The 26169-nt window shown below is 66.5% G+C and carries 23 protein-coding genes and 1 tRNA gene; 15 read left to right on the forward strand and 9 right to left on the reverse strand.

Annotated features, from left to right (window positions below):
* Positions 1-2: 2 nt before the first annotated feature.
* Both AB0366_RS10490 and AB0366_RS10495 read left to right on the forward strand, forming a co-directional pair.
* Positions 3-4187 carry a TIGR02680 family protein gene (locus AB0366_RS10490; RefSeq protein ID WP_366243912.1) on the forward strand — a complete coding sequence of 1395 codons (4185 nt, stop codon included), beginning with the start codon at positions 3-5 and terminating at the stop codon, positions 4185-4187.
* On the forward strand, positions 4177-5415 hold the full coding sequence (locus tag AB0366_RS10495) for a DUF2399 domain-containing protein (RefSeq protein WP_366243914.1): 1239 nt from the start codon (positions 4177-4179) through the stop codon (positions 5413-5415). Before AB0366_RS10490 ends, AB0366_RS10495 begins: the two co-directional genes overlap by 11 nt.
* A 12-nt stretch (positions 5416-5427) precedes the next feature.
* Here AB0366_RS10495 and mshC read toward each other — a convergent pair whose 3' ends face one another.
* From mshC to AB0366_RS10520, 5 genes are all read right to left on the reverse strand, one after another.
* Positions 5428-6669, reverse strand: a complete 1242-nt coding sequence (gene mshC, locus AB0366_RS10500; RefSeq protein WP_366243916.1) for a cysteine--1-D-myo-inosityl 2-amino-2-deoxy-alpha-D-glucopyranoside ligase — start codon at positions 6667-6669, stop codon at positions 5428-5430.
* A 24-nt stretch (positions 6670-6693) separates the two neighbouring features.
* Positions 6694-7467, reverse strand: coding sequence for an SCO1664 family protein (locus AB0366_RS10505; RefSeq protein ID WP_187298586.1), 774 nt, complete (start codon positions 7465-7467; stop codon positions 6694-6696).
* 35 nt (positions 7468-7502) lie between these two features.
* Entirely contained in the window at positions 7503-8093 is a 591-nt protein-coding gene (locus tag AB0366_RS10510) for a DUF3090 domain-containing protein (RefSeq protein ID WP_037189325.1), read from the reverse strand.
* 135 nt (positions 8094-8228) lie between these two features.
* Positions 8229-8936, reverse strand: coding sequence for a histidine phosphatase family protein (locus AB0366_RS10515; RefSeq protein WP_366243917.1), 708 nt, complete (start codon positions 8934-8936; stop codon positions 8229-8231).
* A 25-nt stretch (positions 8937-8961) separates the two neighbouring features.
* Positions 8962-9801, reverse strand: a complete 840-nt coding sequence (locus AB0366_RS10520; RefSeq protein WP_366243919.1) for an undecaprenyl-diphosphate phosphatase — start codon at positions 9799-9801, stop codon at positions 8962-8964.
* Between the two features lie 202 nt (positions 9802-10003).
* Here AB0366_RS10520 and AB0366_RS10525 point away from each other — a divergent pair, with 202 nt between their 5' ends.
* The 4 genes from AB0366_RS10525 to AB0366_RS10540 are packed head-to-tail and all read left to right on the forward strand — an operon-like array spanning position 10004 to position 13888.
* Positions 10004-10936, forward strand: a complete 933-nt coding sequence (locus AB0366_RS10525) for an aldo/keto reductase (protein WP_121869890.1) — start codon at positions 10004-10006, stop codon at positions 10934-10936.
* A 35-nt stretch (positions 10937-10971) separates the two neighbouring features.
* Entirely contained in the window at positions 10972-11979 is a 1008-nt protein-coding gene (locus AB0366_RS10530) for an ABC transporter substrate-binding protein (protein ID WP_366243920.1), read from the forward strand.
* The gene (locus AB0366_RS10535; RefSeq protein ID WP_366243921.1) at positions 11976-13043 is read left to right on the forward strand and encodes an iron ABC transporter permease; all 1068 of its coding nucleotides are present in this window, start codon (positions 11976-11978) and stop codon (positions 13041-13043) included. The genes AB0366_RS10530 and AB0366_RS10535 overlap by 4 nt, the downstream gene beginning before the upstream one ends.
* 2 nt (positions 13044-13045) lie before the next feature.
* Positions 13046-13888 (forward strand): heme ABC transporter ATP-binding protein, encoded by an 843-nt coding sequence (locus AB0366_RS10540; protein ID WP_366244394.1) that lies wholly within the window; start codon positions 13046-13048, stop codon positions 13886-13888.
* Here AB0366_RS10540 and AB0366_RS10545 read toward each other — a convergent pair.
* A complete protein-coding gene (locus tag AB0366_RS10545) occupies positions 13863-14228 on the reverse strand; it encodes a hypothetical protein (RefSeq protein WP_121872415.1) in 366 nt (121 codons plus the stop codon). The genes AB0366_RS10540 and AB0366_RS10545 overlap by 26 nt on opposite strands.
* A gap of 160 nt (positions 14229-14388) precedes the next feature.
* Between AB0366_RS10545 and AB0366_RS10550 the strand changes: the two genes are divergently transcribed.
* From AB0366_RS10550 to AB0366_RS10560, 3 genes are all read left to right on the forward strand, one after another.
* On the forward strand, positions 14389-15414 hold the full coding sequence (locus AB0366_RS10550; protein ID WP_366243922.1) for a hypothetical protein: 1026 nt from the start codon (positions 14389-14391) through the stop codon (positions 15412-15414).
* A gap of 10 nt (positions 15415-15424) precedes the next feature.
* On the forward strand, positions 15425-15700 hold the full coding sequence (locus AB0366_RS10555) for a DUF5703 family protein (protein ID WP_121869895.1): 276 nt from the start codon (positions 15425-15427) through the stop codon (positions 15698-15700).
* Positions 15701-15796: 96 nt separating this feature from the next.
* Entirely contained in the window at positions 15797-16867 is a 1071-nt protein-coding gene (locus tag AB0366_RS10560; RefSeq protein WP_366244395.1) for a quinone-dependent dihydroorotate dehydrogenase, read from the forward strand.
* A gap of 54 nt (positions 16868-16921) precedes the next feature.
* Here AB0366_RS10560 and AB0366_RS10565 read toward each other — a convergent pair whose 3' ends face one another.
* Entirely contained in the window at positions 16922-17449 is a 528-nt protein-coding gene (locus tag AB0366_RS10565) for a YbhB/YbcL family Raf kinase inhibitor-like protein (protein WP_032398050.1), read from the reverse strand.
* Between the two features lie 16 nt (positions 17450-17465).
* On the reverse strand, positions 17466-18797 hold the full coding sequence (locus AB0366_RS10570) for a M20/M25/M40 family metallo-hydrolase (RefSeq protein ID WP_082898618.1): 1332 nt from the start codon (positions 18795-18797) through the stop codon (positions 17466-17468).
* Between the two features lie 204 nt (positions 18798-19001).
* On the opposite strand from AB0366_RS10570, the gene AB0366_RS10575 reads away from it, so the two are divergent.
* From AB0366_RS10575 to AB0366_RS10600, 6 genes are all read left to right on the forward strand, one after another.
* Positions 19002-19087 (forward strand) — tRNA-Leu (locus AB0366_RS10575).
* Positions 19088-19232: 145 nt separating this feature from the next.
* Positions 19233-20693, forward strand: a complete 1461-nt coding sequence (locus tag AB0366_RS10580; protein WP_366243923.1) for an SDR family NAD(P)-dependent oxidoreductase — start codon at positions 19233-19235, stop codon at positions 20691-20693.
* 105 nt (positions 20694-20798) lie between these two features.
* Positions 20799-22295, forward strand: a complete 1497-nt coding sequence (locus tag AB0366_RS10585; RefSeq protein ID WP_366243924.1) for a glutamate-cysteine ligase family protein — start codon at positions 20799-20801, stop codon at positions 22293-22295.
* Between the two features lie 44 nt (positions 22296-22339).
* Complete coding sequence (locus tag AB0366_RS10590; RefSeq protein ID WP_366243926.1) at positions 22340-23605, forward strand: saccharopine dehydrogenase NADP-binding domain-containing protein; 1266 nt, start codon at positions 22340-22342, stop codon at positions 23603-23605.
* Positions 23606-23648: 43 nt separating this feature from the next.
* Positions 23649-24119: an OsmC family protein gene (locus AB0366_RS10595; RefSeq protein ID WP_366243927.1), complete on the forward strand. Its 471-nt coding sequence runs from the start codon at positions 23649-23651 to the stop codon at positions 24117-24119.
* Positions 24116-25192 carry a nucleoside hydrolase gene (locus AB0366_RS10600; protein ID WP_366243928.1) on the forward strand — a complete coding sequence of 359 codons (1077 nt, stop codon included), beginning with the start codon at positions 24116-24118 and terminating at the stop codon, positions 25190-25192. The genes AB0366_RS10595 and AB0366_RS10600 overlap by 4 nt, the downstream gene beginning before the upstream one ends.
* Here the strand turns inward: AB0366_RS10600 and meaB are convergent.
* On the reverse strand, positions 25169-26167 hold the full coding sequence (gene meaB, locus AB0366_RS10605; RefSeq protein ID WP_366243929.1) for a methylmalonyl Co-A mutase-associated GTPase MeaB: 999 nt from the start codon (positions 26165-26167) through the stop codon (positions 25169-25171). The genes AB0366_RS10600 and meaB overlap by 24 nt on opposite strands.
* Positions 26168-26169: the final 2 nt, after the last annotated feature.

The following is a 26169-nucleotide window of genomic DNA, read 5'->3' on the forward strand; positions in this document are numbered from 1 at the left end:
AGATGACCGCACACTCGACACGCTTTCGGCCGACGCGAGCAGGGATCGTCAACCTGTGGGACTACCGCGATCAGGAGTTCTCCTTCGCCGACGGTCGCCTGGTACTGCGTGGTCCCAACGGATCCGGCAAGACCAAGGCACTGGAAGTGCTGTTTCCCTTCGTCCTGGACGGCCGCATCGAACCCCGCCGACTCAATCCCTTTGCCGGAGAAGAGCGGACGATGAAATCCAACCTGCTCTACCGAGGGCAGGAAAGCGCGCATTCGTACGTGTGGATGGAGTTCGGCCGCGGTTCACGCGAGGACCCCGAATCGGTGACGGTCGGAATCGGAATGCGTGCGAGCCGCCACAACGACAAGGTGACCCGCTGGTACTTCGTGGCCGACGGCCGAGTGGGCGTGGACTTCTCGTTGTTGGGTTCCGACGACCGGCCGTTGACGAAGAAGCAGCTCGGTGAGCAGCTGGGTACCGACGCGTTGACCGATCGCCCGGTGGACTATCGCGCCGCGATCGATGCCCGCATGTTCGGGCTGGGCGCGCAGCGCTACGACCAGCTGATCAATCTCATTCTGACGCTTCGTCGCCCGCAATTGGCCAAGAACCTCGACCCCAAGGGGCTCTCGCAGGCGTTGACCGACGGTCTGCGTCCGTTGGACGAGCAGCTGGTACTCGAGGCAGCGCGCTCCTTCAGCGACATGGAAGAAGTAGGCCGGGCACTCGAAGGACTGGCGCAGGCCGATCACGCCGCCAAGAACTTCGTCTCGGTGTACTCCAAATACCTTCGGGTGCAGACCCGTTCGGATGTCGAGCAGGTCTCGCGCCGACTGGAGGCGGTGACTCACGCGACCACGGCGCACTTTGCCGCTGCCGCCCTGAAGGACCGGCGGCTGCTGGAACGAGCGGCTGCGGAAACTCGATTCGACGAGGCCGAACGCGACCTGGATCAGGCCGTGGCAGACCGCGAGACCCTGCAGCGCTCGAGCGCATACGAGGGCAAGCAGCAACTGGACGATCTGGCCGAGTCCGCTGCGAAGCTGGAGATCTCGACCGCCCAGCAGGCCGACCGCGCACGCAAGGCGCAGGCCGAACTGGAACAGCGCACCACCGAGGCGGCTCGCGCCGACTCCGCACTCCGGGACTCCGTTGCCGGGGTGACCCGCGCCGAGGAGGAACTGCAGACTGCGGCCGAGGACGCGGGCATCGTCTGGACGCCACTGCCCGGAACAGCCCGCAGCGATCAGATCAGCACCGCTCTGCGTGGCCATGCCGAGGAGCGCGACGGCGACGTGCGGGCGGTTCGCGAGGCGCTGGGAACCGTCGAGAAGGCGTCGACGGAACGCGCTCGTGCGGAGAAGGCCGCATCGAAGGCTCGCGAGATGCTCGAGGCAGCGTCGGCTGCGGTCACCGAGGCCGAGGCGACCGTGGACCTGGAGAAGGCGCAGTTCGCCTCGGGACTGCGGGCCTGGTGGTCTGCCAATTCGGCGCTCTACTCCTCTGCGGGCATCACTTCCGCAGCGTTCGAGGCCCTCGACGCGGCGTTGGCGAGCATCGGCGACGACGACGCTCCGAGCCTGGAATCGGTGCTGGCCGACCGGACCGCAGACGCGGTCGACGGGCTTCGTGGCCGCCAGGCCCAGGCACGCGTCGACGTATCGACCCGCACGGCCGAGCTGAACGCGCTGCGTGACGAGCTGTCCCTGGTGCGCGCCGAACACGATGACGCGCCGCCGCCGTTCGCGGCACGAACCGACTCTCGCGTCGAACTCTCGGGTGCGCCTCTGTGGCAGCTGGTTCGGTTTGCCGACTCGGTCTCCCCTGCCGACGCGGCGGGGATCGAATCCGCACTGCAGGCGGCAAACCTGCTCGACGGCTGGATTCACCCGGTCGCGGACTTCCCCGTCGACTCGAGTTCGGAGCAGTATCTGTCACCGCTACCGGAGGCCTCGAGGCCGACCGGGACCACCTTGGCGTCCGTCCTCCAACCCGAGCCCGGTACCGCCGTATCCGAATCGCGCATCCTCGACGTGCTGAACTCGGTTGCACTGCAACAGGATCAAGGAGCAGTCTCGGGCGGTGCCGTCTCGGTAGGCGTCGACGGTCGGTACTGGCAGGGGGTGCAGCAGGGCCGCCACACCAAGACCGATGCCGAGTACATCGGCGCGACGGCCCGTGCGCGGCGACGAGAGCAACGGATCGCCGAACTCGGTGCCGCGATCGAAACCGCAACCGCCGCACTGGCGGCCGCGACGGCCGACGAGCGCTCTGCCCGCGAGTTGGTCCAGGCACTGGCCGCGGCCGCCAAGCAACTCCCCCGAGTCTCGGCCATCGTGAAAGCGCAACGCGCGGTCACCGCCGCCGCCGGGGCGCTGCGCACCTCGAAGGAGGGGTCCGCAGCGGCCGACCGTGAATTCGACCAGGCGATTGCAGACCTGTCCGCGAAAGAGAAACAGCTGCGCACCGCCGCCGTGGCTCATCGCACCCCACACATCGGTCGAGACATCGATGCCCTCGCCGCGGCGATTCGGCATTTCGAGCACCAGGGCTCGGTGGTGATCCGCAAGCGCGGCGATCACACACGCGAGGCAGAACGCGCCCGCGAAGCAACCAACCGACTCGAAGAAGCAAGTGGCCTGGCCGAGGAGCTCGCCGAGGAAGCCGCCATAGCCGACGAGAACTACAGGCAGCAGGTGCAACGCCTCGAGCTCCTGAGCGAAAAGCTCGGTGCCACAGCCGAACAGATCGACACCGATCTCGAGAACGCGCGCGAACGCATCGAGAAGTGCCGCGCCGAGCAGCGGGCAGCGCGCAAAGCGGACAAGGAGGCAGGCGAAGCGATCGGCAAGGCCGAGGGGGCCTGCAACACAGCGCTGGAAAGCCTGCGCGGTGCCGTCACCGAAACCCTGGGCGACGCCGTGCGTCTCGCGCCCTACGCTCGCAAGGACCTACTCGGCATCCTCGGCGTCCACGAGGCCTATACCTGGCCGGCAAGCGACTCCGCGTGGCTGAGCGTGGAGCAGATTCTGTATCGCGTCCAGCAGGCCAATGGTCCCGACGACGAGGTCCCGGTACTTCCGCCGGTGGTGCGCGCGCTGCATTCGGCACTCGACGCGGCGACGGCGACGGTGAAAGTCAGTGACTCGAGCCGAAAGTCGACCCGGACGGCGCTGACGAGTGCGCTGCAGGAATTCGACTCGCAGCTAGCCGCATCGGGTCAGGACTACCGCCTGCAGTGGGATGCGCCGGACGGTTTGACCGTGGTCCGCGTCCAGGACGAGCAGGGCTACTCGTCGGTCGGAGACTTCGCCGACCGAATCGGTGCCGCGAGGGCCGATCAGGAGTTGCTACTGACCGAGCAGGAGCGCCGAATTCTCGAAGATGCACTGCTGACCGGCCTGGCGCAGCAGATTCACGAGCGCACCGTCGACGCACGTGAGCTGATCGCGCAGATGTCCGCCGAGATGAAGCAGCGCCGCATGTCCTCGGGCAACACGATCGGTGTGCACTGGGTGCTCGCGGACAACCTCGACGACGGGGCCCGGGCGGTGTCCAAACTGCTCGACCGCGACGCCTCGGCGTTGAACCAGGACGATCTTGCCGCGATGCGAGCCCACTTCGCGTCGGAGATCAGAATCGCGCGTGCGGCCCATCCGGAACGGTCCTACCCCGAGATCCTGTCCACGACACTGGACTATCGCCGCTGGCGCGTGTTCGCCTTCACGCTCATCAGCGGCGACGGCAACGAGGATCGTCTCACCGTCGCACGCCACAGTGCGCTCTCGGGCGGTGAGCAATCGGTGTCGCTGCACCTGCCACTGTTCGCCGCGGCACACGTGATGCTTTCGTCCGCCGATCCACATTCGCCTCGACTGCTCGCGCTGGACGAGGCATTCGCCGGTGTCGACGACAACGGCCGCAGCGAATTGCTCGGTCTGAGTGTGCAATTCGATCTCGATCTGTTCATGACCGGATACGACCTGTGGATCACCTACGGGGACGTTCCCGGCTGCGCGCACTACGACCTGGCGCATTCGACAGCCGAGAACACCGTCAGCGCAGCTCTTCTGGTGTGGGAGAACGGCGAACTGTTCGCCGAGCACGACGGTACCGACCTCGCTGCCGCACTCGGGTCACCGCTGACGCGCCGTGTGCCGACCCGAACCGAAGGTGGGCTGGAGTTTGACCGGTAACAGCGAATGGCGAGGCAGCGTCGAATTGGCTGCACTGCTCGATGCGGCACGAAAGAAGTTGGAGTCCAACTGGCTTCGTGTCGGCGGCAACATCACCGTCGACCTGAGCGACGCCCCGGAGCTGTGGCGTCTGTGCAGCGCGATCTCTCGGTCCAACTCCAGTCTGCATTCTCGGGCGCGCAGCACCAGGCTCGACCTCGAGCGGTTCGACGCGTGGCTGAGCCATTCGCTCAACGGTGGCCTCGGACTGATCGACACCCTCACACAGCAGGCCCCGTTGCAGGACAAGAAGAAGATCGCAGCCGACAAGGCTCAGGTCCGCGCGGATGCACTCGATCGGGCCAGGGAGGTTCTCGGCGGCGGTACCGATCGCGAGTGGATCGAGCACTGGATCGCGTCGCTGCTCAATCAGGACGGCACTCTCGGGGGCCGCGTCGCCGTCGACGCGCTCGCGGTGGCGACACAGGTCCTGGCGCTGCTTCCGGTGGACGGGATGTCGCTGACCGAACTCGCGGAACTGGCCTGCGGTGATACGAAGGCGCTCTCGGGCGGCGGTGCCCCGAAACTCGTCCTCGACGCATTGTCGTTGCGCGAGAACGTCCCTCGACCCGTCGATCCGGTCGGAATCAGGGCGTTGTGGGAGACCGCTGGCGTGTCGGTCGACGCAGTGTCCAGCCGGGTGCTGGTGCTCGGCTACCGCGTCGACGAAACCCACACGGTGGCTCGTTGGCTCAACGATGCAGCAGAGGAGGGCATCCCCTTCCCCGTCACCGTGGACATGCTCTCGCGCGGCCCGCTCACCAACAGCTCGTCCACGGTGTTCGTCTGCGAGAACGTGGCTGTGCTCGCCGCTGCAGCCCGCACCCTCGGTTCGAGCTGCGCGAGCCTGATCTGCACCGACGGTCAGCCCTCCGCCGCTGTCCACCGGCTGCTGGGCTCACGCGCGCCCGGCACCACCATCCGCTGGCGTGCCGATTTCGACTGGGCCGGAGTGCACATGGTGACCCGAGCCATCTCCCGATACGACGCCTCGCCGTGGCGCATGGACGTCGACTCCTACCGGCACGCGCTCGATGCGCGGAACTCCGAACCACTGAAAGGTCATCCGACGGACAGTCCGTGGGACCCGGAACTGGCTGCCGCCCTCCGCGATTCGGGCCGGGCAGTCATGGAAGAACGGCTGATCCCGGATCTGCTGACCGATCTGCGGCTGGGACCTGCGAGCTAGGTCGGGGAACGATCAGCGCAGCGGCACGCCGAGCAACGCGTCGACCGCATCGGCGAAAGCACCGGGTGCGCCCGCATCCGATCCGCCGCGTTCGACCGCGAAACTCGCCCACGCGTCGAGCGCATCGAGGGCCTTCGGGGTGTCCAGATCGTCCGCCAGATGCTGCCGCAACCGATTGATCACATCCTCGGCCGACGCCGCGCTCTCGAGCGCCGCCGCCCGGCGCCACAGTGCGAGCCGGGTATGAGCCCGTTCGAGAACCTCGTCGGACCACGGCCGATCCTGCCGGTAGTGCCCGGCGAGCAGACCGAGCCGAACGGCACCCGAATCCACATTCTCGGCACGAAGTTTCGAGACGAACACCAGATTGCCGCGGCTCTTGGACATCTTCTCGCCGTCGAGCCCGATCATTCCGGTATGCACGTAGTGGCGCGCGAAACGCGGATCACCGGTCGCCGCCTCGGCGTGGGCGGCCGAGAATTCGTGGTGCGGGAAGATGAGATCGCTTCCACCGCCCTGGATGTCGAAGGCGGTACCGATGCGGTTGAGCGCGATGGCTGCGCATTCGATGTGCCACCCGGGCCGGCCCGGACCCCACGGCGACGGCCACGACGGCTCGCCCGGCCGCACCGCGCGCCAGAGCAACGCATCGAGTGGATCCCGCTTACCGACCCGATCGGGGTCGCCCCCGCGCTCGGCGAAGAACGTGTCCATCGTGGCGCGGTCGTAGCCGGACTCGTAGCCGAATTGCTCGGTGGCATCGGCACGGAAGTACACATCCGGGTATTCGGCGTCGTCGACGACGTACGCCGCACCGGCCGCGACCAGCTTCTCCACCAGTTCGACGACCTCGTCGACGGACTCGACGGCGCCGATGTAGTCGCGCGGAGGCAGCACCCGGAGCGCTTCCATGTCTGCGCGGAAGAGCTCGATCTCACGAGCTCCCAGATCGCGCCAGTCCTCGCCGTCGCGGTCGGCGCGCTCGAACAGTGGATCGTCGACATCGGTGACGTTCTGCACGTAGTGCACGTCCGTGCCCGCGTCCAGCCACAGCCGGTAGATCAGGTCGAACGTAAGATACGTCGCCGCGTGCCCCAGGTGGGTGGCGTCGTACGGGGTGATTCCGCAGACGTACATCCGAGCCGTCGAACCGGGGGTGACGGGACGGACCTGGCGGTCTGCGGTGTCGAACAATCGAAGCGCTGGACCCTGTCCTGGGATTGTCGGGATCTCCGGGCTCGACCAAGAATGCATGCAGCCGAGCCTATCCGAGCCCGATCAGAAGGCGGGCCAGGGTATGGGTCTGCTCGAGCGAGGTTCCGGCATGACGGGGCGGGCGATCAGCTCCTGTGCCCGGTCGAGAACCGCGACCGTTTCGGTCAGTGTGATCTTGTCGACCAATCGTGGAGCGGTGACTGCGTCGAAGGTCTCGACGAACCGCACCACGTCGGTCATCAACGCGTCGTCGACCGCCTGGCCTGCCCACCCCCACAGCACCGTGCGCAACTTGTTTTCGGAGTGCAGGCAGATACCGTGATCCACTCCGTACACGTATCCGTCGAGACCTTCGAGCGCGTGCCCGCCCTTGCGATCGGCATTGTTGAGGATCACGTCGAGAACCGCCATCCGCTGCAGCCGCGGATCGTCGGCGTGGATCAGCGCGATCTCCTCGCCCTCGCCGTCGTACGCCTGCAGGACCGGAATCCATCCCGCCGGAACGAGATCGGGACGGCAGATATCAACGAGGTCGACGCGTCCCTCGGCGTGATCATCGGGCGTGTCGATCCACTTCTGCACCATGCCGGGACCGAACGGCCCGTCGCGCAGCACCGTCGGCGGAATGACGCCCCAGCCGAGGGCCTCGGAAATTTCGTACGACGCCACCTCGCGGCCCGCGAGAGTGCCGTCCGGAAAGTCCCAGAGCGGCACTTCCCCGCGAACGGGTTTGTACACGCACCGCACGGCCGTCTCGCCCTCGCCCGCCTCGCACACCAGCGTGGCGTTGCTGGCCGACACCACCCGACCGACGACGGTCAGGTCGCCGGTCTCCATGGTTTCGCGGCCCTCGAACGGCGGCAGTTCGACGGTCAAGACTCGTCGACCTCGGTCACCGGTCCGAACGTCGCACCGCGGCGGTAGCCGTTGGTCCTGATGCAGACGTGTCCCTCGGGAGCCAATGGCTGTCCGCACAGCGGGCACGGCGCGCGGCCCGCTGCGATGACGCGCTCGGACCGCACCGCGAATTCGCGGGCCTGCACCGGAGTGAGGAACACACGAACGGCATCGGGGCCCTCGTCGGTGTCGTCGAGAACGACCGATTCGTCCACCTCGACCTCGCTGACGGCGAGAAGTTCCACCACGACGGCGTTGGCATCGGCATCCCAGCCGAGCCCCATCGTTCCGACGCGGAACTCGGTGTCGATCGGAGTCAGCAACGGACTGGTGTCGACCGGATCGGTCTCCTCGGCCGGAACGTCGGCTCCGAAGCGGCGGTGCACTTCTTCGAGCAGCAGCCCCATCCTGTCTGCGAGTACCTGGACCTGCTGCTTCTCCAGCGCAACCGACACCACGCGGGCGTCGTGCACCGCCTGCAGGAAGAACGTTCGGTCGCCCGGTTCCCCAACGGTCCCGGCAACGAAACGATCAGGGGTGCGAAAAACGTGTATGGCGCGCGGCATTGCACCTCCTAACGACTCGAACAGCTCCGCGAAGCAATTCTCGGAACTTTCATTATCGGCCACAGATCGACCATGGACGGTATTGCTTGCCCTCCAGCCTGCCACCGATCGGGGTGTCAGCGCCGAATCGGTGCTCTAGCGGCCTGCCCCACCACCGACGACCGCGTCGGAAGAGTCCGCGTTGCCCGATTCCGACGTGCTGGGCTCCTCGGCCTTCGGTACGAACGCACTCAGATCGGACCCGGTGTCGTTGGTCCGCAGCACGAAAGGACGCGTCGAGGTGTAGCGAACGACGCTGATCGATGCCGGGTCGGCAACGATGCGCTGGAAGGAATCGAGGTGGGCACCCATCGCGTCCGAGAGCACCGACTTGATCACGTCACCGTGCGAGCACGCCACCCACAACACGTCGCGACCGTGCTGCGCGGCCAACCGGGCGTCGTGCTCGCGCACCGCCTGCACCGCGCGTTGCTGCACCGTCGCCAAGCCCTCGCCCTCCGGGAACACCGCAGCCGACGGATGCTGCTGGACCACCTTCCACAGCGGCTCGGCCAGCAACTCCTTGATCGCCCGGCCGGTCCACTGCCCGTAGTCGACCTCCACCAACCGATCCTCGACCATCGGAGTGAGGCCGAGCTTGGCAGCCAACGGCTCGACCGTCTGCTCGCACCGCAGCAACGGCGAGCGAACGATCTCCGCGACCGGCAGCTCACCGAGACGATCCGCGACCGCCTGCGCCTGCTCACGCCCACGATCGTCGAGCTCGACGCCGGCGCTTCGACCCGCGAGAGTGCCCGCGGTATTCGACGTCGAGCGGCCGTGCCGAAGCAAGATGACTGTCATTGCATCGAGCCTAATGAGGGTGTACCTACGTTGCAGATACGACCCCGCCGGCCAGCAGACCGAGCACCAGGACACCCAGCACGATGCGATAGCCCACGAACCAGTACAGCGAGTGGTTCGCGACGAACTTCAGCAGCCAGGCGATCGAGGCGTAGCCGAGCCCGAAGGCGATGATCGTGGCCACCAGCAGCTGCGGGCCCGACGCGGCCAGTCCCGAGCCGACCGGCTCGAAGGCGTCGGGCAGCGAGAAGAGACCGGAGGCGGTGACCGCAGGAATGGCGAGCAGGAACGAGAATCGCACTGCTGCCTCGCGTTCGAGCCCGAGGAACAGGCCGGCGCTGGTCGTCGCCCCGGAACGGGACACGCCGGGGATCAGCGCGAGACACTGCGCCAGACCCATCACGATGCCGTCGCGGGTGGTCAACTTCTCGATCGGACGTTCCTTCCGACCCACCTTCTCCGCGATCGCGATGACGACGGCGAACGCGATCAACATGAACGCGATGAGGTACAGGTTTCGGGCACCGGTTCGGATCTGGTCCTTGAACAGCAGGCCGAGAACGCCGATGGGAATGGTGGCGATGATCACGTACCACCCCATGCGGTAGTCGAGTCCGCGCTCGTCCTTGTGCTTGAGGCCGACGAACCAGGCCTTGACGATTCTGACGATGTCTCGCCAGAAGAACAGCAGCACAGCGGCTTCGGTGCCGAGCTGCGTCACCGCAGTGAAGGAGGCACCGGCGTCCTCGTTCCAGAACACACTGGAGACGATGCGCAGGTGCCCGGACGAGGAGATCGGCAGGAATTCGGTCAGGCCCTGCACCGCGCCGAGGATGATCGCCTGCAGCCAGGTCATGTCGATCATGCGGCTCCACCCTCCGAGATCGGTGTCGATGGACGGTTCACTATCGATGCGCGGCCGCTGGCCTGCCCCCTGAATTCGCGATTCACGGGCACGACCGTACCCGGCGCGGCACGTACGCACCGAGCGGCGCGGCGCACTACTGTGCACTGGCGGCAGTGCAGTTCGACACCGACGATCACACGTAAAAGGACATTCGGCACATATGAAGCAGAGATCGGTCGGCACCAGCGGACTTCGAGTCTCCAGACTCGGCCTCGGCACCCTCGGATGGGGTAGCGGAACCGACGGTGACGACGCCGCAGCACAGTTGTCGGCGTTCGCCGAGGCCGGCGGCACGCTCGTGGACACGTCTCCGGCGTACGGGGACGGACGCGCGCAACGAGTGCTCGCCGAGTTGCTCGACGACGTGGTCCCGCGGCACGAATTGGTGATCAGCAGCGCAGCGGGGCTGAGTTCGCGCTACGGCCGCTATCACGTGGACTGCTCGAGGCGCGGACTGCTCGGCCAACTCGACGCCACGCTGCGCGAACTGGGAACCGACTACCTCGACCTGTGGCAGGTGGCGACGTGGGACCCGATGACTCCGGTCGACGAGGTCGCCGCCACGCTCGACTACGCCGTGACCAGCGGGCGGGTCCGCTACACCGGAGCCCGCGGATACCTCGGCTGGCAACTGGCGACGGCGGCAGGCGCAGCCGGTACCGGACACATCGTGGCCACTCAGGCCGAGTACTCACTGCTCGCACGCGGCATCGAGGACGAGCTGATTCCCGCCGCAGACCACCACGGCATCGGTGTCCTCGCCGCGATTCCCCTGGCCGGCGGCGTGCTGACAGGTAAGTACCGCAACGGAATCCCGGCCGACTCCCGCGGCGCCGACGAGGTGCACGCGGAGTCCGTGCTGACGTACCTGACCGATTCTGCGGTCAGCATCGTCGACGCTGCGGTCACCGCCGCCGACGGGCTGGCCACCTCTCCCCTGGTCGTCGCACTCGCATGGGCTCGGGACCGACCCGGAGTGAGCAGCGCCATCGTGGGCGCGCGGGACCTCGCGCAATTGATGGGCGCACTGATGGCCGAGGAACTCGAGCTGCCGCCCGCGATCGCGTCGGCCCTGGACGACGTCAGCGCCTGACCACCCACAAACATCGGACAGGCTAACCTTCCGTTGTGACCGTCAACCGTCTCGCCGCCGTGCTCCTCGTCGCCGGACTCCTGGTCGCCTGCTCGGCGAACACCCCCGGCGTAGGACCCTCGGATTCCGTCGGTCCCCGCACCGCCGTCGTCGACGATCCGAATCCGGAACCCGTCACCGACGATCCGGCCGCGGTACTGCCCGTGACAGTGACCGGATTCGACGGCGTCGCCGTCACGGTGACGGACAACAGCCGCATCGTCGCTGCCGACCAGTACGGCACGCTGGCCGAGACCGTCTTCGCGCTCGGACTCGGTGACAACCTCGTCGGGCGTGACACCTCTGCTGCATTTCCCGCGGCCGAGAACGTGCCCGATGTCACCCCGACCGGCCATTCTCTGAGCGCCGAAGGAATTCTGGCGCTGTCGCCGACCGTCGTCCTGACCGATACCAGCATCGGTCCACGCGCTGTGCAGGATCAGATCCGAGCCGCGGGCATTCCCGTCGTGTACTTCGATCCCACCCGCACTCTGGCCGGCGTCGCCACCCAGATCGAGGCCGTGGCGGCCGCCCTGGGTGTGCCCGACGCCGGTGCTGCCCTCGCCGAACGAACGAACACCGAGATATCGGCGGCAGCGAACGACACACCCGAATCCACCGAACCGCTGAAGATCGCGTTTCTGTACATGCGCGGGCCCGCGATCAAGATGCTCGCCGGGCCCGGTTCGGGAGCGGATGCACTGATCGAGGCTCTCGGTGCGAAGGACGCCGGTGTCGAATCGGGTCTGACCGAGCAATTCGTGCCGGTCACCAGCGAAGCGTTGATCGCCGCAGCACCCGACGTCATTCTGATGATGACCAAGGGCCTGGAATCTATCGGCGGAATCGAGGGGCTCGAGCAGATCCCCGGAATCGCTCAGACCCCCGCAGGCAACGAACGCCGGGTGGTGGACATGGACGACGGGACCATCCTCAGTTTCGGCCCGAACACCGGAAAGGTGTTGGGCGCACTGTCGAAGGCCGTCTACGACCCGGCGTCATGACCGACAGCACACTCGCCGAACCACGCGCGGGCCGAGGACGGGTACTTGCCACATTCGGAGCCCTGGTTGTGGCGCTGGTGGTCCTGGCTTTGATCTCGGCGGTCGTGGGGCAGGTGCCGACGACTCCGCTGGAAGTACTGGGCAGCCTCGCACATCGGGTGGGACTCGACATGGGCCCGATGCCGGCACATCCCAGCGGCGAAGTGACGCTGTGGCAGGTCCGATTCCCGCGGCTGACGCTGGCAATCGTCGTCGGCGCGTGTCTTGGCTGCGCGGGTGCGTTGCTCCAGGGGGTGTTCGCCAATCCATTGGCCGAGCCGGGCGTCGTCGGGGTCTCCTCGGGCGCTGCTGTCGGTGCCAGCTCGGTCATCGTGCTCGGTGGCAGCTTCGCCGGAGTCGGGAGTGTCGCGTTCGCCGCATTCCTCGGCGGGCTCGTCACCACGATCGCCGTGTATTTCCTCGCTCGCAACGCAGGCCGCACCGAGGTGGTGACGCTGATCCTCACCGGCGTCGCAGTCAATGCCTTCGCCGGCGGTGTCATCGCGTTCTTCACTTTCGTCGCCAGTCCCGCCGCCCGCGATCAGATCGTGTTCTGGCAACTGGGGTCGCTCGCGGGCGCTACCTGGCAGTCGGTGGCCGTGGTCGGCCCGCTCGCGTTGCTCGGGATCGGAGCCTCACTGGCGATCGCCCGCCGGCTCGACCTGCTCGCGCTCGGTGAGAACGTCGCACGCCATCTGGGAGTGAACGTCGAACGACTCAGACAGTTCGCCATCGTCGTCGTCGCCCTGCTCGTTGCGTCCGGGGTCGCGTTCACCGGAATCATCCTGTTCGTGGGTCTGGTGGTTCCGCACGCCATGCGGATGGTGCTCGGCCCCGCGCATCGACTGCTCATTCCGTCCAGCGCCCTCGCCGGGGCCGTCGTGCTGCTCGCTGCCGATGTCGTCACGCGAACCCTCGTCGCGAACGTCGATCTGCCGCTCGGCATGGTGACCTCGCTGGCGGGTGCCCCGTTCTTCTTCTGGCTGCTCCGCCGTACCCGTGCTCGCCAGGGCGGCTGGGCGTGACGATGCGTATCCGCACAGCGCGCCGGGACATCCCGGTCATCCCTGAACCAGGCTCGAGCACCCTCGTCGCCCGCGGAGTCTCCGCACGGCGCGGGGAGGCGACGGTGTTGTCCGACGTCCACCTCGACGTGGTGGCCGGCGAGATACTGGCGTTGGTGGGCCCCAACGGCGCTGGTAAATCGACGCTGCTGTCGGTCCTGGCCGGAGACACCGAGCCCAGCGCCGGATCGGTTCGGCTGGGCGACGAACCGCTGACCCGCATCCGCACGGTGGACGTGGCCAGGCGACGCGCTGTGCTGCCTCAGCAACACAGCGTCGGATTCGCGTTCACCGCCGGCCAGATCGTCCGGATGGGCCGAGCCCCCTGGGTCGGTACGTCGGCGTCACGCAACGACGACGACCGCGTCGCCGCAGCCATGTCCGCGTGCGACGTAGCGGAGTTCTCGCATCGACCGTTCGCATCGCTCTCCGGCGGCGAGCAGGCCCGGGTCGCGTTGGCGCGCGTCATCGCCCAGGACACCGCGACGATCATGCTGGACGAGCCCACTGCAGCACTCGACCTCGGACATCAGGAGTCGGTGATGGCCGTGGTGCGTTCACTCGCCGCCGCGGGCCGTGCCGTGGTCGTCGTACTGCACGATCTCGGCCTCGCGGCGGCCTACGCCGACCGCGTCGCGATCCTGGACTCGGGTGAGCTGATCGCAACCGGTCCGCCGCGGGACGTTCTGACCGCCGAAAGGCTGGCCCGGGTGTACCGACACCCCGTCGACGTGTTCGATCATCCCGACACCGGCGAACAGCTGGTGGTTCCCCACCGTGTCAGAAACCCTCCAGCACGGAATTGACCCGGTTGAAGAAGGCCCGCACCGCTGTGGTGTCCCGCTGTGACGCATCGGACAGCTGCTGCGCATGGGCGACCGCATCACGCACCACACCGACGATGCTGCGCTCGTCCGTCAGATCGACCTCGGTGACCGAATGCTCGGCAACCGCTTCGACCTCGGACCGGTCCGGTACCGGAGATTGCACATCGGCGCGGTATATCTCCACGTACAAGGTGCTTCGGTGCACCCGAAACGCGAACGCCCGGCCGTCGTCGGTGCGTCCGAAGCCGTTCGGATGCGTTCCCGCGTTCACTTCCTCGACGACGAAGTGTGATTCCTCGGTTCCCACGTCCACTCCCATGTCGTGCACTCACCCCGGACGAACACGCTACCGCTTCTTCGGACGCAACCGGACGACAACCGATCCGGCGCGGTCGATTTCGCCGAGATCGCCGCACGCTGGTACAGATGTGGCAGCGCCTCCACAGGCAGCGTCTTCTCGAGGAAGTAGGTTCGGCCTCATGCGAACACCGTCGGCTCGTTCGATTCGGGCGGCAGTCGCGTCCGCGCTCGCCGTCGTCACAGTCCTGTCGATCGGCGGGTGTTCCAGCGACGACGAGGACGCCGACGACATCTCGGTCGAACCCCGACCGCCGGCGGAGTCCCCCGAGGCGACCGTGACCCCCGCCGGCACCGTCAGCGCATTCGCGCCCGTGGATGCCCTCACCTTCGACCCCGCCACCCGCACCCTGGTGGCGCTGACCGACGCATCCACAACGGTGACCCTGGTCCGCGACGCAGCCACGGCCGAGACCCGCGTGGTCGACCTGGGTTCCACGGGCGCAGAACTCGTCGCCGGACGGGACTCGACCGTCCTGGTCCCCATGGACGGTGCCGTCGCGAGAATCGCAGTGGCGGACGGACAGCGCACCGACCTGACGGTCGACGCAGATGCACTGTCCGCAGCAGACCTGCCCGACGGCACGACGGCCGTCGGGGACGACACCGGAGCGGTCCGCGTGTTCGATACGAACGGTCAGGTCACCGCCACGGTCTCCGGCGGCAGCGTGACCTCTGCCGATTCTCTGGCCAGTACACCGAACGGTGTCTCGGTTCTGGATCGTCGTCAGACGTCGGTGACCGACCTGGATCTGGACGACGGCACCCTCGGAGTGGCCTTGCGCGCAGGCGAAGGTGCCGCGGAGATGACCAGCGACGAGTTCGGTCGCCTGCTGGTCACCGATTCGACCGGGACCGAGTTGCTCGTCTTCACCTCGCACGATCTGCTGATGCGCCAACGGTTTCCGGTCGGGTCGCAGCCGTGGGCGATCGCCTACGATGAGCAATCCGGTGTCGCATGGGTGACGCTACCCGCTCTCAACGAGGTGGTCGGGTACACACTCGATACCGGAATTCCGGTCGAGGCCAGGAGGTTGGCCACTGTGCGGCAGCCCAATTCGGTTGCCGTCGACGCCGACACCGGCGACCTGTACGTGGGATCGGCAACCGGTGACGGTCTGCAGCGCATCCCCGCTGCGGGTCGCTGACTTCGGTGGAATGGCAAGGAGGCATGTGAACGCACACGAGAGTTCGGCACCTGGCCGCGCGAAGATGCCCGTCGGATGGGAAGTGTCGCCGTCCGACGATTGGGAGTACGTGCCGTTGCGGCTGCCGCCGGATGTGACCCGTGTGACGGCCTCGATGCGTCTGGCGATTCAGGCGGAGTTCGGCGGCTGGGAACTGTCGCGGGTTCGCCTCTACACCGATGGCAGCAGGCGTGTGCTGCTCAAACGCAAGAAGACCGCGCATCACATCCCTGAGCCGGGAATCTGAGCGACTCGCAGTACTGTTCTGACCGCACGATCGTCGAAACCACCGCATGTGTTCGACCGAGCCAGATCGACCGGAGAGAAGACCGTGGGAGACCGTCTGTACCGCGTCCTGTTGCGCCTGATGTTCCTCGTGCCACCGGAGAGGATTCACCACCTGGCGTTCGCGGTGCTCCGCGCCGTCGCCGTCGTGCCTCCGCTCCGCTATCTGGCCGAGAAGATGTTCGTGGTCGATAATCCACGGCTGCGCTCGACGGTGTTCGGCGTCGACTTCCCGGCTCCCCTCGGTCTCGCGGCCGGCTTCGACAAGAACGCCGACGGAATCGATGCGTGGGCGCCGATCGGATTCGGTTTCGCCGAGATCGGCACCGTGACCGCGCAGAGCCAGCCGGGCAATCCGACTCCGCGACTGTTCCGGTTGCCTCCGGACCGCGCCATCGTCAACCGCATGGGTTTCAACAACCACGGCGCCGAGCACGCTGCTCAGCGCGTCCGTGCCAGGCGCACGGGTATCCCGATCGGTGCCAACATCGGCAAGACCAAGATCGTCGAGCCGGACGGTGCTGCCGCGGACTACACCGCCAGCGCCCGGCTGCTGGGCCCGTTGGCCGACTTCGTGGTCGTCAACGTCAGCTCCCCCAACACCCCTGGACTGCGTGACCTCCAGGCCGTGGAATCGCTGCGGCCGATTCTGGTGGCGGTTCAGTCGGTGGTGACGGTGCCGGTACTGGTCAAGATCGCCCCCGATCTGTCCGACGAGGACATCGACGCGGTAGCCGATCTGGCCGTCGAACTCGGTCTCGACGGGATCGTGGCCACGAACACGACGATCTCCCGCGCCGGTCTGCGCACCGACGCCGACGTGGTCACCGCAGCAGGAGCAGGCGGCCTGTCCGGTGCTCCGCTGGCCGACCGCTCGCTCGAGGTGCTGCGACGCCTGTACAGCCGAGTGGGTACGCGTCTGACGCTGATCTCGGTCGGCGGAATCGAGACCGAAGCGCAGGCATGGGAACGCATCACCGCGGGCGCGTCGCTGGTGCAGGGCTACACCGGTTTCATCTACGGCGGCCCGCTGTGGATCAAGAACATTCACCGCGGACTGGCCGCTCGGCTCGAGCAACACGGGTTCGCCACGATCGCCGATGCGGTGGGCTCGGCCAACAGGCCGTGACCCTCTTGTGCGCGTTTTGCGTAGCTCCAGCTACGCAAAACGCGCACGTGGGGCTCAGGCCTCGTAGATGCCGGTGAGGACCGCGCGACCGATGGCGTGCGAGAACAGATTGAAGCCGAGGTACGCCGGGGTGGCCGTCTCGTCCACTTCGAGCCGTTCGACGTCCACCGCGTGAACCACGATGAAGTAGCGGTGCGGGCCGTGGCCTGCGGGCGGTGCAGCACCGATGTAGCGGAACAGGCCTGCGTCGTTCTTGAGCGTCACCGCGGTGCTGGGTACCCCGGTCCCGCCGTCGTCGCCCGCGCCGGACACCAGTGATGTCGTCTCGACGGGGATGTTCGCCACTGCCCAGTGCCAGAAGCCGGATGCCGTCGGCGCGTCGGGGTCGTAGACGGTGACAGCGAAGCTCTTGGTGCCCTCGGGGAATCCGGACCAGGACAGCTGCGGAGAGTTGTCGTGCCCACCGGCTCCCATGATTCCACTGACCTGCTGAGCGGCCAGTGTCTTGCCGTCCTCGACGTCCTCGGACGTCAACTCGAAGGACGGTAGGTCCGGAAGCGAGTCGTATGGGTTGTACGCCACGATGGTTCCTTTCGTATCAGCTGTGCAGCAAGAAGTGTTCGAGTACCTGTGTACCGAACTCCAACGATTCCACGGGTACTCGTTCGTCGATGCCGTGAAACAACGCCGCGAAATCCAGTTCCGGCGGCAACTTCAACGGGGCGAAGCCGAAGCAGCGAATACCGATGCGCGCGAATGCTTTTGCGTCGGTGCCACCGGAGAGCATGTAGGGAACGGTTCGACCGTTCGGGTCGTGTGCCAGGACTGCGTCGTTCATCGCATCGACGAGATCGCCGTCGAAGGTGGTCTCGTACGGTTCTAGTTTCGTGATCCACTCGCGTTCGACGTTCGGGCCGATCAGCTCGTCGACCTCCTTCTCGAAGGCCGCCTGCCGCCCCGGCAACACTCGGCAGTCCACCACTGCTGTCGCCGTCTGCGGAATCACATTGGCCTTGTAGCCGGCCGAGAGCATCGTCGGGTTCGCGGTGTCGCGCAGGGTCGCTCCGACGATGCGGGCGATGCTGCCGAGCTTGAGCAGGGTGCCGTCGATGTCCGGTGACGTCGGGTCGAAATCGAGCCCCGATTCCTCCGAGACCGCCTGCAGAAATTGCGAGACCGATTCCGTGAGCACCAACGGGAACGTGTGATTGCCCAGTTTGGCCACGGCCTCGGCGAGATACGTCACGGCGTTGTCGTCGTGCAGGAACGATCCGTGCCCCGCTCGCGCCTTCGCCGTCAGGCGCATCCACGCCAGGCTCTTCTCCGCCGTCTCGACCATGTAGAGCCGCTTCTCGGTGCCGTCCGGGCGGGCGACGGTCAGTGAGAACCCGCCGACCTCGCCGACCGCTTCGGTGACGCCCTCGAACAGATCCGGTCGGTTGTCGACCAACCAGTGCGATCCGTACTTGCCACCTGCCTCCTCGTCGGCCAGGAACGCGAACAGAATGTCGCGGGGTGGGACGGTTCCGTTGGACTTGAACTGGCGGGCCAGCGCGAGGGCCATGCCGACCATGTCCTTCATGTCCACCGCGCCCCGGCCCCACACGTACCCGTCCTCGACGGCCCCGGAGAACGGATGCACGCTCCAGTCGGCCGGTTCGGCAGGCACGACGTCCAGGTGTCCGTGGACCAGCAGCGCGCCGCGAGAGGAGTCCGCTCCGCGCAGCCAGGCGAACACGTTGCCGCGACCGGGGGCACCGGACTCGACGTACTCCGTTTCGTACCCCACCTCCTCGAGCTTGCTCGCCACCCACTCGGCGCATTCCTTCTCACCGACCGTGGTGTCGAGCTCCCCCGTGTTCGAGGTGTCGAAACGGATGAGGGAACTGACGAGATCCACGACTTCGTCGAGGGCAACGGTGGCGTCGATATCGGTTGTGTTTCCGGGATTGCTCACATCGTTGGGCACACGTCGTTCCTACCACCAGAATCCGCTCCGGGCACCATGAGAAACGGCCTCGAGCATGAACTGACGTGGGGATTTGGGTTATCGGGAACCCGTCGGATAATCTTACGCAGCACACAGCGGCCGGCTGTGAAAGCAACAAAAGAATATGCGGCAGAGGTCGCACTTGTCCGAGTGGCGGAATGGCAGACGCGCTAGCTTGAGGTGCTAGTGTCCTATTAACGGACGTGGGGGTTCAAGTCCCCCCTCGGACACCGTCTGAAAGATGTAGCCAGACAGAGATTTTCACAGATCTGAGTTGAGACAGACGAAACGGACCCTGATTCTTCGGAATCGGGGTCTTTTTCGTTCTGCACTCGCTTCTTTCGGCTCGAAGGGGCCGATGCTAGGAGACCGACGATGGACGCGATCGACCCGACCGATCTCGAGACGTGCCTGCGAGTGCTGAAGCAGGCCGCAGAGCTGGACAAGAATCATCCGGATTCGATCGCTGTGCAGCGCGCGTCCGGTGCCATGTTCAAAGACCTCAAGCGTGCTCGACGCGTCGCCGCGCGCAATGCCGTCAACGCGGCCGACCGTGCCGTCGTCGCCGCCACCGCGACAGGATCCCCGGACCGGATCGACGACGAGACAGCAGGACTGTCCCTCACCTCCCGCGCCGAGGGAGACATCGCAGGCACGCTGATCAAGGCACGTCCCTGCTACATCTGCAAGCAGCGCTACACCCACGTCGACTCGTTCTATCACCAGCTGTGCCCGGAGTGCGCGACGCTCAATCGCGGCAAGCGGAACGCTCGAACCGACCTGTCCGGCCGGCGGGCGTTGCTGACCGGTGGGCGGGCGAAGATCGGCATGTACATCGCACTTCGACTGCTCCGCGACGGTGCCCACACCACGATCACCACTCGTTTTCCCAACGATGCCGTGCGGCGCTTCGCGGCGATGGACGACAGCGACCGGTGGCTGCATCGTCTGCGCGTCGTCGGTATCGATCTTCGCGACCCGGCTCAGGTTGTGGCACTTGCCGATTCGGTCGCGGCCGAGGGTCCTCTGGACATCCTGATCAACAATGCCGCACAGACCGTCAAGCGCTCCCCCGGTTCCTACAGCGCTCTGGCCGACGCCGAGGCCGAACCTCTGCCTGCGGCCCTGACCGAGGGCTCAGGACCGGAGCGCATCACGTTCGGCAAGACCAGCGATGCGCACCCCGCGTCGCTGGCGAGCTCGTTGCCTGCCACCCCGATCGGCGACAGGTCGACCGCTGCTCTGAGTGCCGACGACGTTGCCTCGCTGGCCATGGTCGCCGGTTCGGTCACGGCCGAGAGGATCGAGAGCGGGCTCGCCATCGATGCAGGCGGCCTGGTGCCCGATCTGGCCGAGACCAACAGCTGGATCCACACCGTCGAGCAGGTGGACCCGGTGGAACTGCTCGAGGTGCAGCTCTGCAATTCCGTCGCACCCTTCATCCTGGTCTCGCGGCTCCGCACCGCGATGGAAGCCTCGGAGGCGCGACGAAAGTACGTCGTGAACGTCTCGGCCATGGAGGGCCAGTTCGGCCGCGCCTACAAGGGGCCGGGTCATCCCCACACCAACATGGCCAAGGCCGCGCTGAACATGCTGACGCGCACCAGCGCGAAGGAGATGCTCGACAGCGGGATCCTGATGACCGCCGTCGACACCGGTTGGATCACCGACGAGCGGCCACACCCCACCAAGATGCGGCTCGCCGACGAGGGTTTCCACGCTCCTCTCGACCTGGTGGACGGTGCCGCTCGGGTGTACGACCCGATTGTGCAGGGAGAACTCGGAATCGATCTGTACGGCTCCTTCCTCAAGGACTATCAGCCGTCACCCTGGTGATTTTCGCGTGCGTCCCCCTCGGCGAACGCGGACTGCGATACTCGTAGGCCGAAGTCGTTGCGCGCGAGCGGACGGCCCTTCTTCACGCACCGATAGGCGGTCACCATGGGCGAGGACGTCGAGCGCCGTAAGTTCACCAGGCAGGACCGGCACGAGTTTCGCCAGAAAGTCCAGGACTGTCTCGACGCGCTGGCGATCATGTTGGCCGACGAGACCTTCCACGTCGGCGAACCGCAGATCGGCATGGAAATCGAGCTGAATCTCGTCGACGACGACATGGAGCCGTCGATGGCCAACGCAGCGGTGCTCGACGCCATCGCCGACCCCGACTATCAGACCGAGCTCGGCCAGTTCAACATCGAGATCAACGTCGACCCTCGGCCACTGCGCGGTGCCTCGATCGCCGAATTGGAGACGGACCTGCGCAGATCACTCAACGCAGCGGACGAACGCGCCCGCACCTCGGGTAGTCGTCTCGCCATGATCGGCATGCTCCCGACTCTGGACGAGAAGCACTTCGAGCACCGATGGCTCTCGGCGAATCCGCGGTACGACCTGCTCAATCAGCAGATCTTCGCCGCGCGCGGTGAGGACATCGAACTGAAGATCGGCGGAGTTCGGCTGCCCGGTGCCGCTGCCGCCGAGGACCTCGACATCGTGACCGACACGATCCTCCCGGAGGCAGCCTGCACCTCGGTTCAGCTGCATCTGCAGGTGGCTCCGGACGATTTTGCGTCGTATTGGAATGCAGCGCAAGCTCTTTCGGGAGTACAAGTGGCACTCGCCGCCAACTCGCCGTTCTTCGCCGGTCGCGCGCTGTGGCACGAGACTCGCATTCCGCTGTTCGAGCAGGCCACCGACACCCGGCCGCAGGAGCTCAAGAATCAGGGTGTCCGACCGCGGGTGTGGTTCGGCGAACGGTGGATCACCTCGATCTTCGATCTGTTCGAGGAGAATTCGCGCTACTTCCCTGCGTTGCTGCCCGTCTGCAGCGAGGAGGACCCCAAGGCTGCGCTCGCGGAGGGGCAAACGCCGTCGCTGTCCGAACTGCGCATGCACAACGGAACCGTCTACCGGTGGAATCGGCCGATCTACGATCGGTCCGGCGACGGCCACCACATCCGGCTCGAGAATCGCGTACTCCCGGCCGGACCGTCGGTGGTCGACACTCTCGCCGACGCGGCGTTCTACTACGGCACCGTGCGCGCGCTGGCCGACGCCGACCGCCCGCTGTGGTCCCAGATGTCGTTCGACGCAGCCGAGGAGAACGTGCACTCCGCCGCCCGCGGCGGGTTCGACTCGATGCTCTACTGGCCCGAGGTGGGCTGGGTGAGTCCGCAGGAACTGGTGTTGCGTCGGCTGCTGCCACTGGCCGACGCCGGGTTGGCCGCCTACGGCGTGGACGCAACCGTCCGCGACCGATATCTCGGGGTGATCGAAGCTCGGTGCCTGGCCAAGCAGTCCGGCTCGGTGTGGCAGCGCAACGCCGTCGTCGCCCGTGAACGCGCCGGTGAGAAGCGCGATCGCGCGCTCGCCGGAATGCTCGGTGATTACGTCACCCTCATGAATGCCGGAGAACCCGTGCACACCTGGACGAACTGACGGCGCGTCGACTCGCCGGGGTGACCCGCGTTAGTGTCGCTGATATGAACTCGCCTGCATCCGACTCGACCATCGGCCCCGATCGCACTCACGACATCGTCGTCTACGGCGTCACCGGCTTCGTCGGGAAATTGACGGCCAAGTACCTCGCCGAGCACGCACCGGCCGACACCCGGATCGCCCTCGCAGGGCGCTCGAGGTCGCGGGTGGAAGCTGCGCGGAAGGATCTGGGCTCGAGGGCTCAGCAGTGGTCCGTACTCGAGGCCGACGCCACCGACGTCGCATCGCTCGAGGCCATGGCCCGATCGACCAAGGTCGTCATCACGACCGTCGGTCCCTACGCCAAGTACGGCTTGGAATTGGCAACCGCGTGTGCCGAGGCCGGGACGGATTACGTCGACCTCACGGGCGAGGTACTGTTCGCTCGCGAGAGCATCGACACCAACCACGAGATCGCTCAGCGCACCGGGGCTCGCATCGTCCACTCGTGCGGCTTCGATTCCATTCCGTCCGACATCGGCGTGCACGCCCTGTACGAGGCAGTGACCGCGGACAATGCCGGTGAGCTGACCGACACGACCCTGGTGGTCACGTCGATGTCCGGCGGGGTCAGCGGCGGCACCATCGACTCGCTGCGCGGGCAGATCGAAGCGATGAAGAAGGACAAGCGGGCCCGACGCATCGCCGCGCGGCCGTACTCGCTCAGTCCTGACCGAGGCCTCGAGCCGCAGCTCGGCCGTCAGCTCGACACCGTGCTGATCGACGGCAAGAAGATCGACCCGAGCCTGCGTGGCTGGAAAGCACCGTTCGTGATGGCCTCGTACAACACACGAGTCGTCCGGCGCACCAACGCACTTCGCGACTGGGCCTACGGAAAGCAGTTCCGCTACAGCGAGGTGATGAGTGTCGGCTCGTCGTTCGCCAGCCCCGTCCTCGCCGGCGCCTTGTCTGCGGGGCTGTTCGTCGGTGTGTCCGCCATGACGGTGCTTCCGGGCAAGGTGCTCGACCGCATTCTGCCCAAGCCGGGCACCGGCCCCAGTGAAAAAGCCCGGGAGAAGGGACATTTCACGGTCGACCTGTACACCCTCACCACCTCCGGCGCGCGCTACCGGGCGCGGGTCAAGGCGTCGGGTGACCCCGGCTACAAGGCCACCGCGGTCATGCTGGCGGAGTCGGCACTCGCGCTCGTGCACGGCGGCGATGCCCTGCCCAAGGCCAGCGGAGTTCTCACGCCCGCCACCGCGATCGGCGACGTCCTCGTCGATCGTCTCAACGCCGCCGGAATGGAGATCTGGGCCAAGCGGAACTGAAATCCCGTTCGTCGTTGTGGACAGGTGCTGGCACGATGGACCCGTGCCGAACCGCAACTACGGACTCACGGTGAACTGGACGGGCAACCGCGGCGTCGGTACCACCGGCGCCGCAGCCTACGACCGCGATCACATCGTCTCGGCGCCCGGGAAGCCGGACCTGCACGCAAGCTCCGATCCGAGCTTTCGGGGCGATCCCGAACGCTGGAATCCCGAGGAGATGCTCGTCGCCTCACTGTCGAGTTGCCACATGCTGTGGTACCTCGGGCTCGCTGCAGCATCGGGCGTCGTCGTCACCGAATACACCGACTCCCCCACCGGAGTGATGACCGAGCAATCCGATGGTTCGGGTCAGTTCGTCGAGGTCGCACTGGCTCCGGTCGTGACCGTCGTCGACCCGTCGATGGTGCCGCGCGCCGAGAAGCTGCACGCGTCCGCATCGTCGAAGTGCTTCATCGCGCGATCGGTCAATTTCCCGGTGCGGCATACCCCGACGACAGAGGTGGCGTCATGACCGTCCCTTTGATCGTCGACGTGGACACCGGAATCGACGATTCTCTGGCGCTGCTGTACCTGCTGGCCAGCGAGGATGCCGAGATCCTCGGCATCGCATCCACCGCGGGCAACGTCCCGGTCAACCAGGTTGCCGCGAACAATCTCGCCTGGCTCGACCTGTGCCGCGCAGACGATGTCGAGGTCGCGCTCGGCGCACAGGTACCCCTCGTGGCACCGCTGATGACCACCGAGGACACTCACGGGCCGCAGGGCATCGGCTACGCGGAGCTTCCGGTGTCGACGCGGCCGCTGTCCGACCGGGACGCCACCACGATGTGGGTGGAGCTGGTTCGCTCGCGGCCGGGCGAGATCACCGGGCTGGTGACCGGCCCGCTGACCAATCTCGCTCTCGCGATCCGTCGGGATCCCGAGCTACCTCGACTGCTGAAGCGACTGGTGTTGATGGGCGGCGCATTTCAGCACCAGGGCAACACGACACCGACCAGCGAGTGGAACATCGCCGTCGACCCGGAGGCCGCCGCAGAAGTGTTCTCGGCCTTCTCGGGACTACCGCCGGAACGGCATCCCATCGTCTGCGCGCTCGACGTCACCGAGACCATCGAAATGACCCCCGAGCACATCCGTCGGCTGGCCGCGCGAGCGGGAAGCCTTCCGGTGGAGTCGATCTCCACCGACGACGCACCGGGTGTTCGGTCGATCGCGTCGAACCCGATCGTTCGGCACTTCTCCGACGCGGTGCGGTTCTACATGGAGTTCCATCGCGATCACGATCAGGGTTTCCTGGCGCACATGCACGATCCCTTCGCGGCAGCGGTGGCCGTGCAACCGGACATAGCCAGGTATCGACATGCGACCGTCGACGTCGAACTCGTCGGAACCCTCACCCGCGGAACGACCGTCGCGGACTGGCGCGGAATGTGGGGAAAGGCCCCCAACGCGGCGATCGTCACGCACACCGATCCCGAGGCGTTCTTCGACCGACTGATCGAACGGGTCGGAGCACTCGCCGCCCGGCTCTACCCCGCGACCCCTGCGGACCAAGCAGAGTCAGGAATCGAACGCGTCGAGTAGCTCCTGGGCGGCCAACGCTGCCGTCAGAGAACCGTCGCGCACACGGGCTTCGACGTCGCCGCGAATCGCCTTGACGGAAGGATTCTGCGCCAGCCTGCGCAGCAGTTGGTCGTTGACCATCGTCCAGGTCCAATCGACCTGCTGCTTGCGGCGCTTCTCCGCGAATTCGCCTGCGTCGCTGAGTACTTGCTGGTGCCGCAGCACGGTATCCCAGTACTCGTCGAGTCCGGTGCCCTCGATGGCACTCATGGTCAACACCGGAGGCTTCCAGATCGCATCGTGCGGGTAGATCAGCCGCAGCGCCCCCGCCAACTCCCGCGCCGCGTTCTTCGCGTCGGTCGCGTGCTTGCCGTCGGCCTTGTTGACGGCCACCAGATCGGCGAGCTCGAGAACGCCCTTCTTGATGCCCTGCAACTGATCTCCGGTGCGCGCGAGTGTGAGGAACGTGAAGCAGTCGACCATGTTCGCGACCGTCACCTCGGACTGCCCGACGCCCACCGTCTCCACCAGAATGACGTCGAAGCCTGCCGCTTCGAGGAGCACGATCGTCTCCCGCGTCGCGCGTGCGACCCCGCCCAGAGTTCCCGACGTCGGGGACGGCCGAATGTATGCGTTCTCCTGCACCGCGAGCCGCGACATCCGGGTCTTGTCACCCAGGATGGAACCACCGGTACGCGTCGACGACGGATCGACGGCGAGCACCGCGACCCGGTGCCCCTTCTCGATCAACCGCATCCCCAGCGCGTCGATGAACGTCGACTTGCCGACGCCCGGCACTCCGGTGATGCCGACCCGATGGGAGCCGCCTGCGTCGGGCAACACCCGCAACAGCAACTGCTGAGCCAGGTCACGATGATCCGAGCGGGTGGACTCGACCAGGGTGATGGCACGGGCCAGACCGGATCGTTCGTTCGCTCGGACCGACTCGGCAACCGCGTCGATGTCGATGGCGCGGCCCTTGTTCGGAGAGTTCATAT

The organism is Rhodococcus sp. NPDC076796 (assembly GCF_040702765.1).
Lineage (GTDB): Bacteria > Actinomycetota > Actinomycetes > Mycobacteriales > Mycobacteriaceae > Rhodococcoides.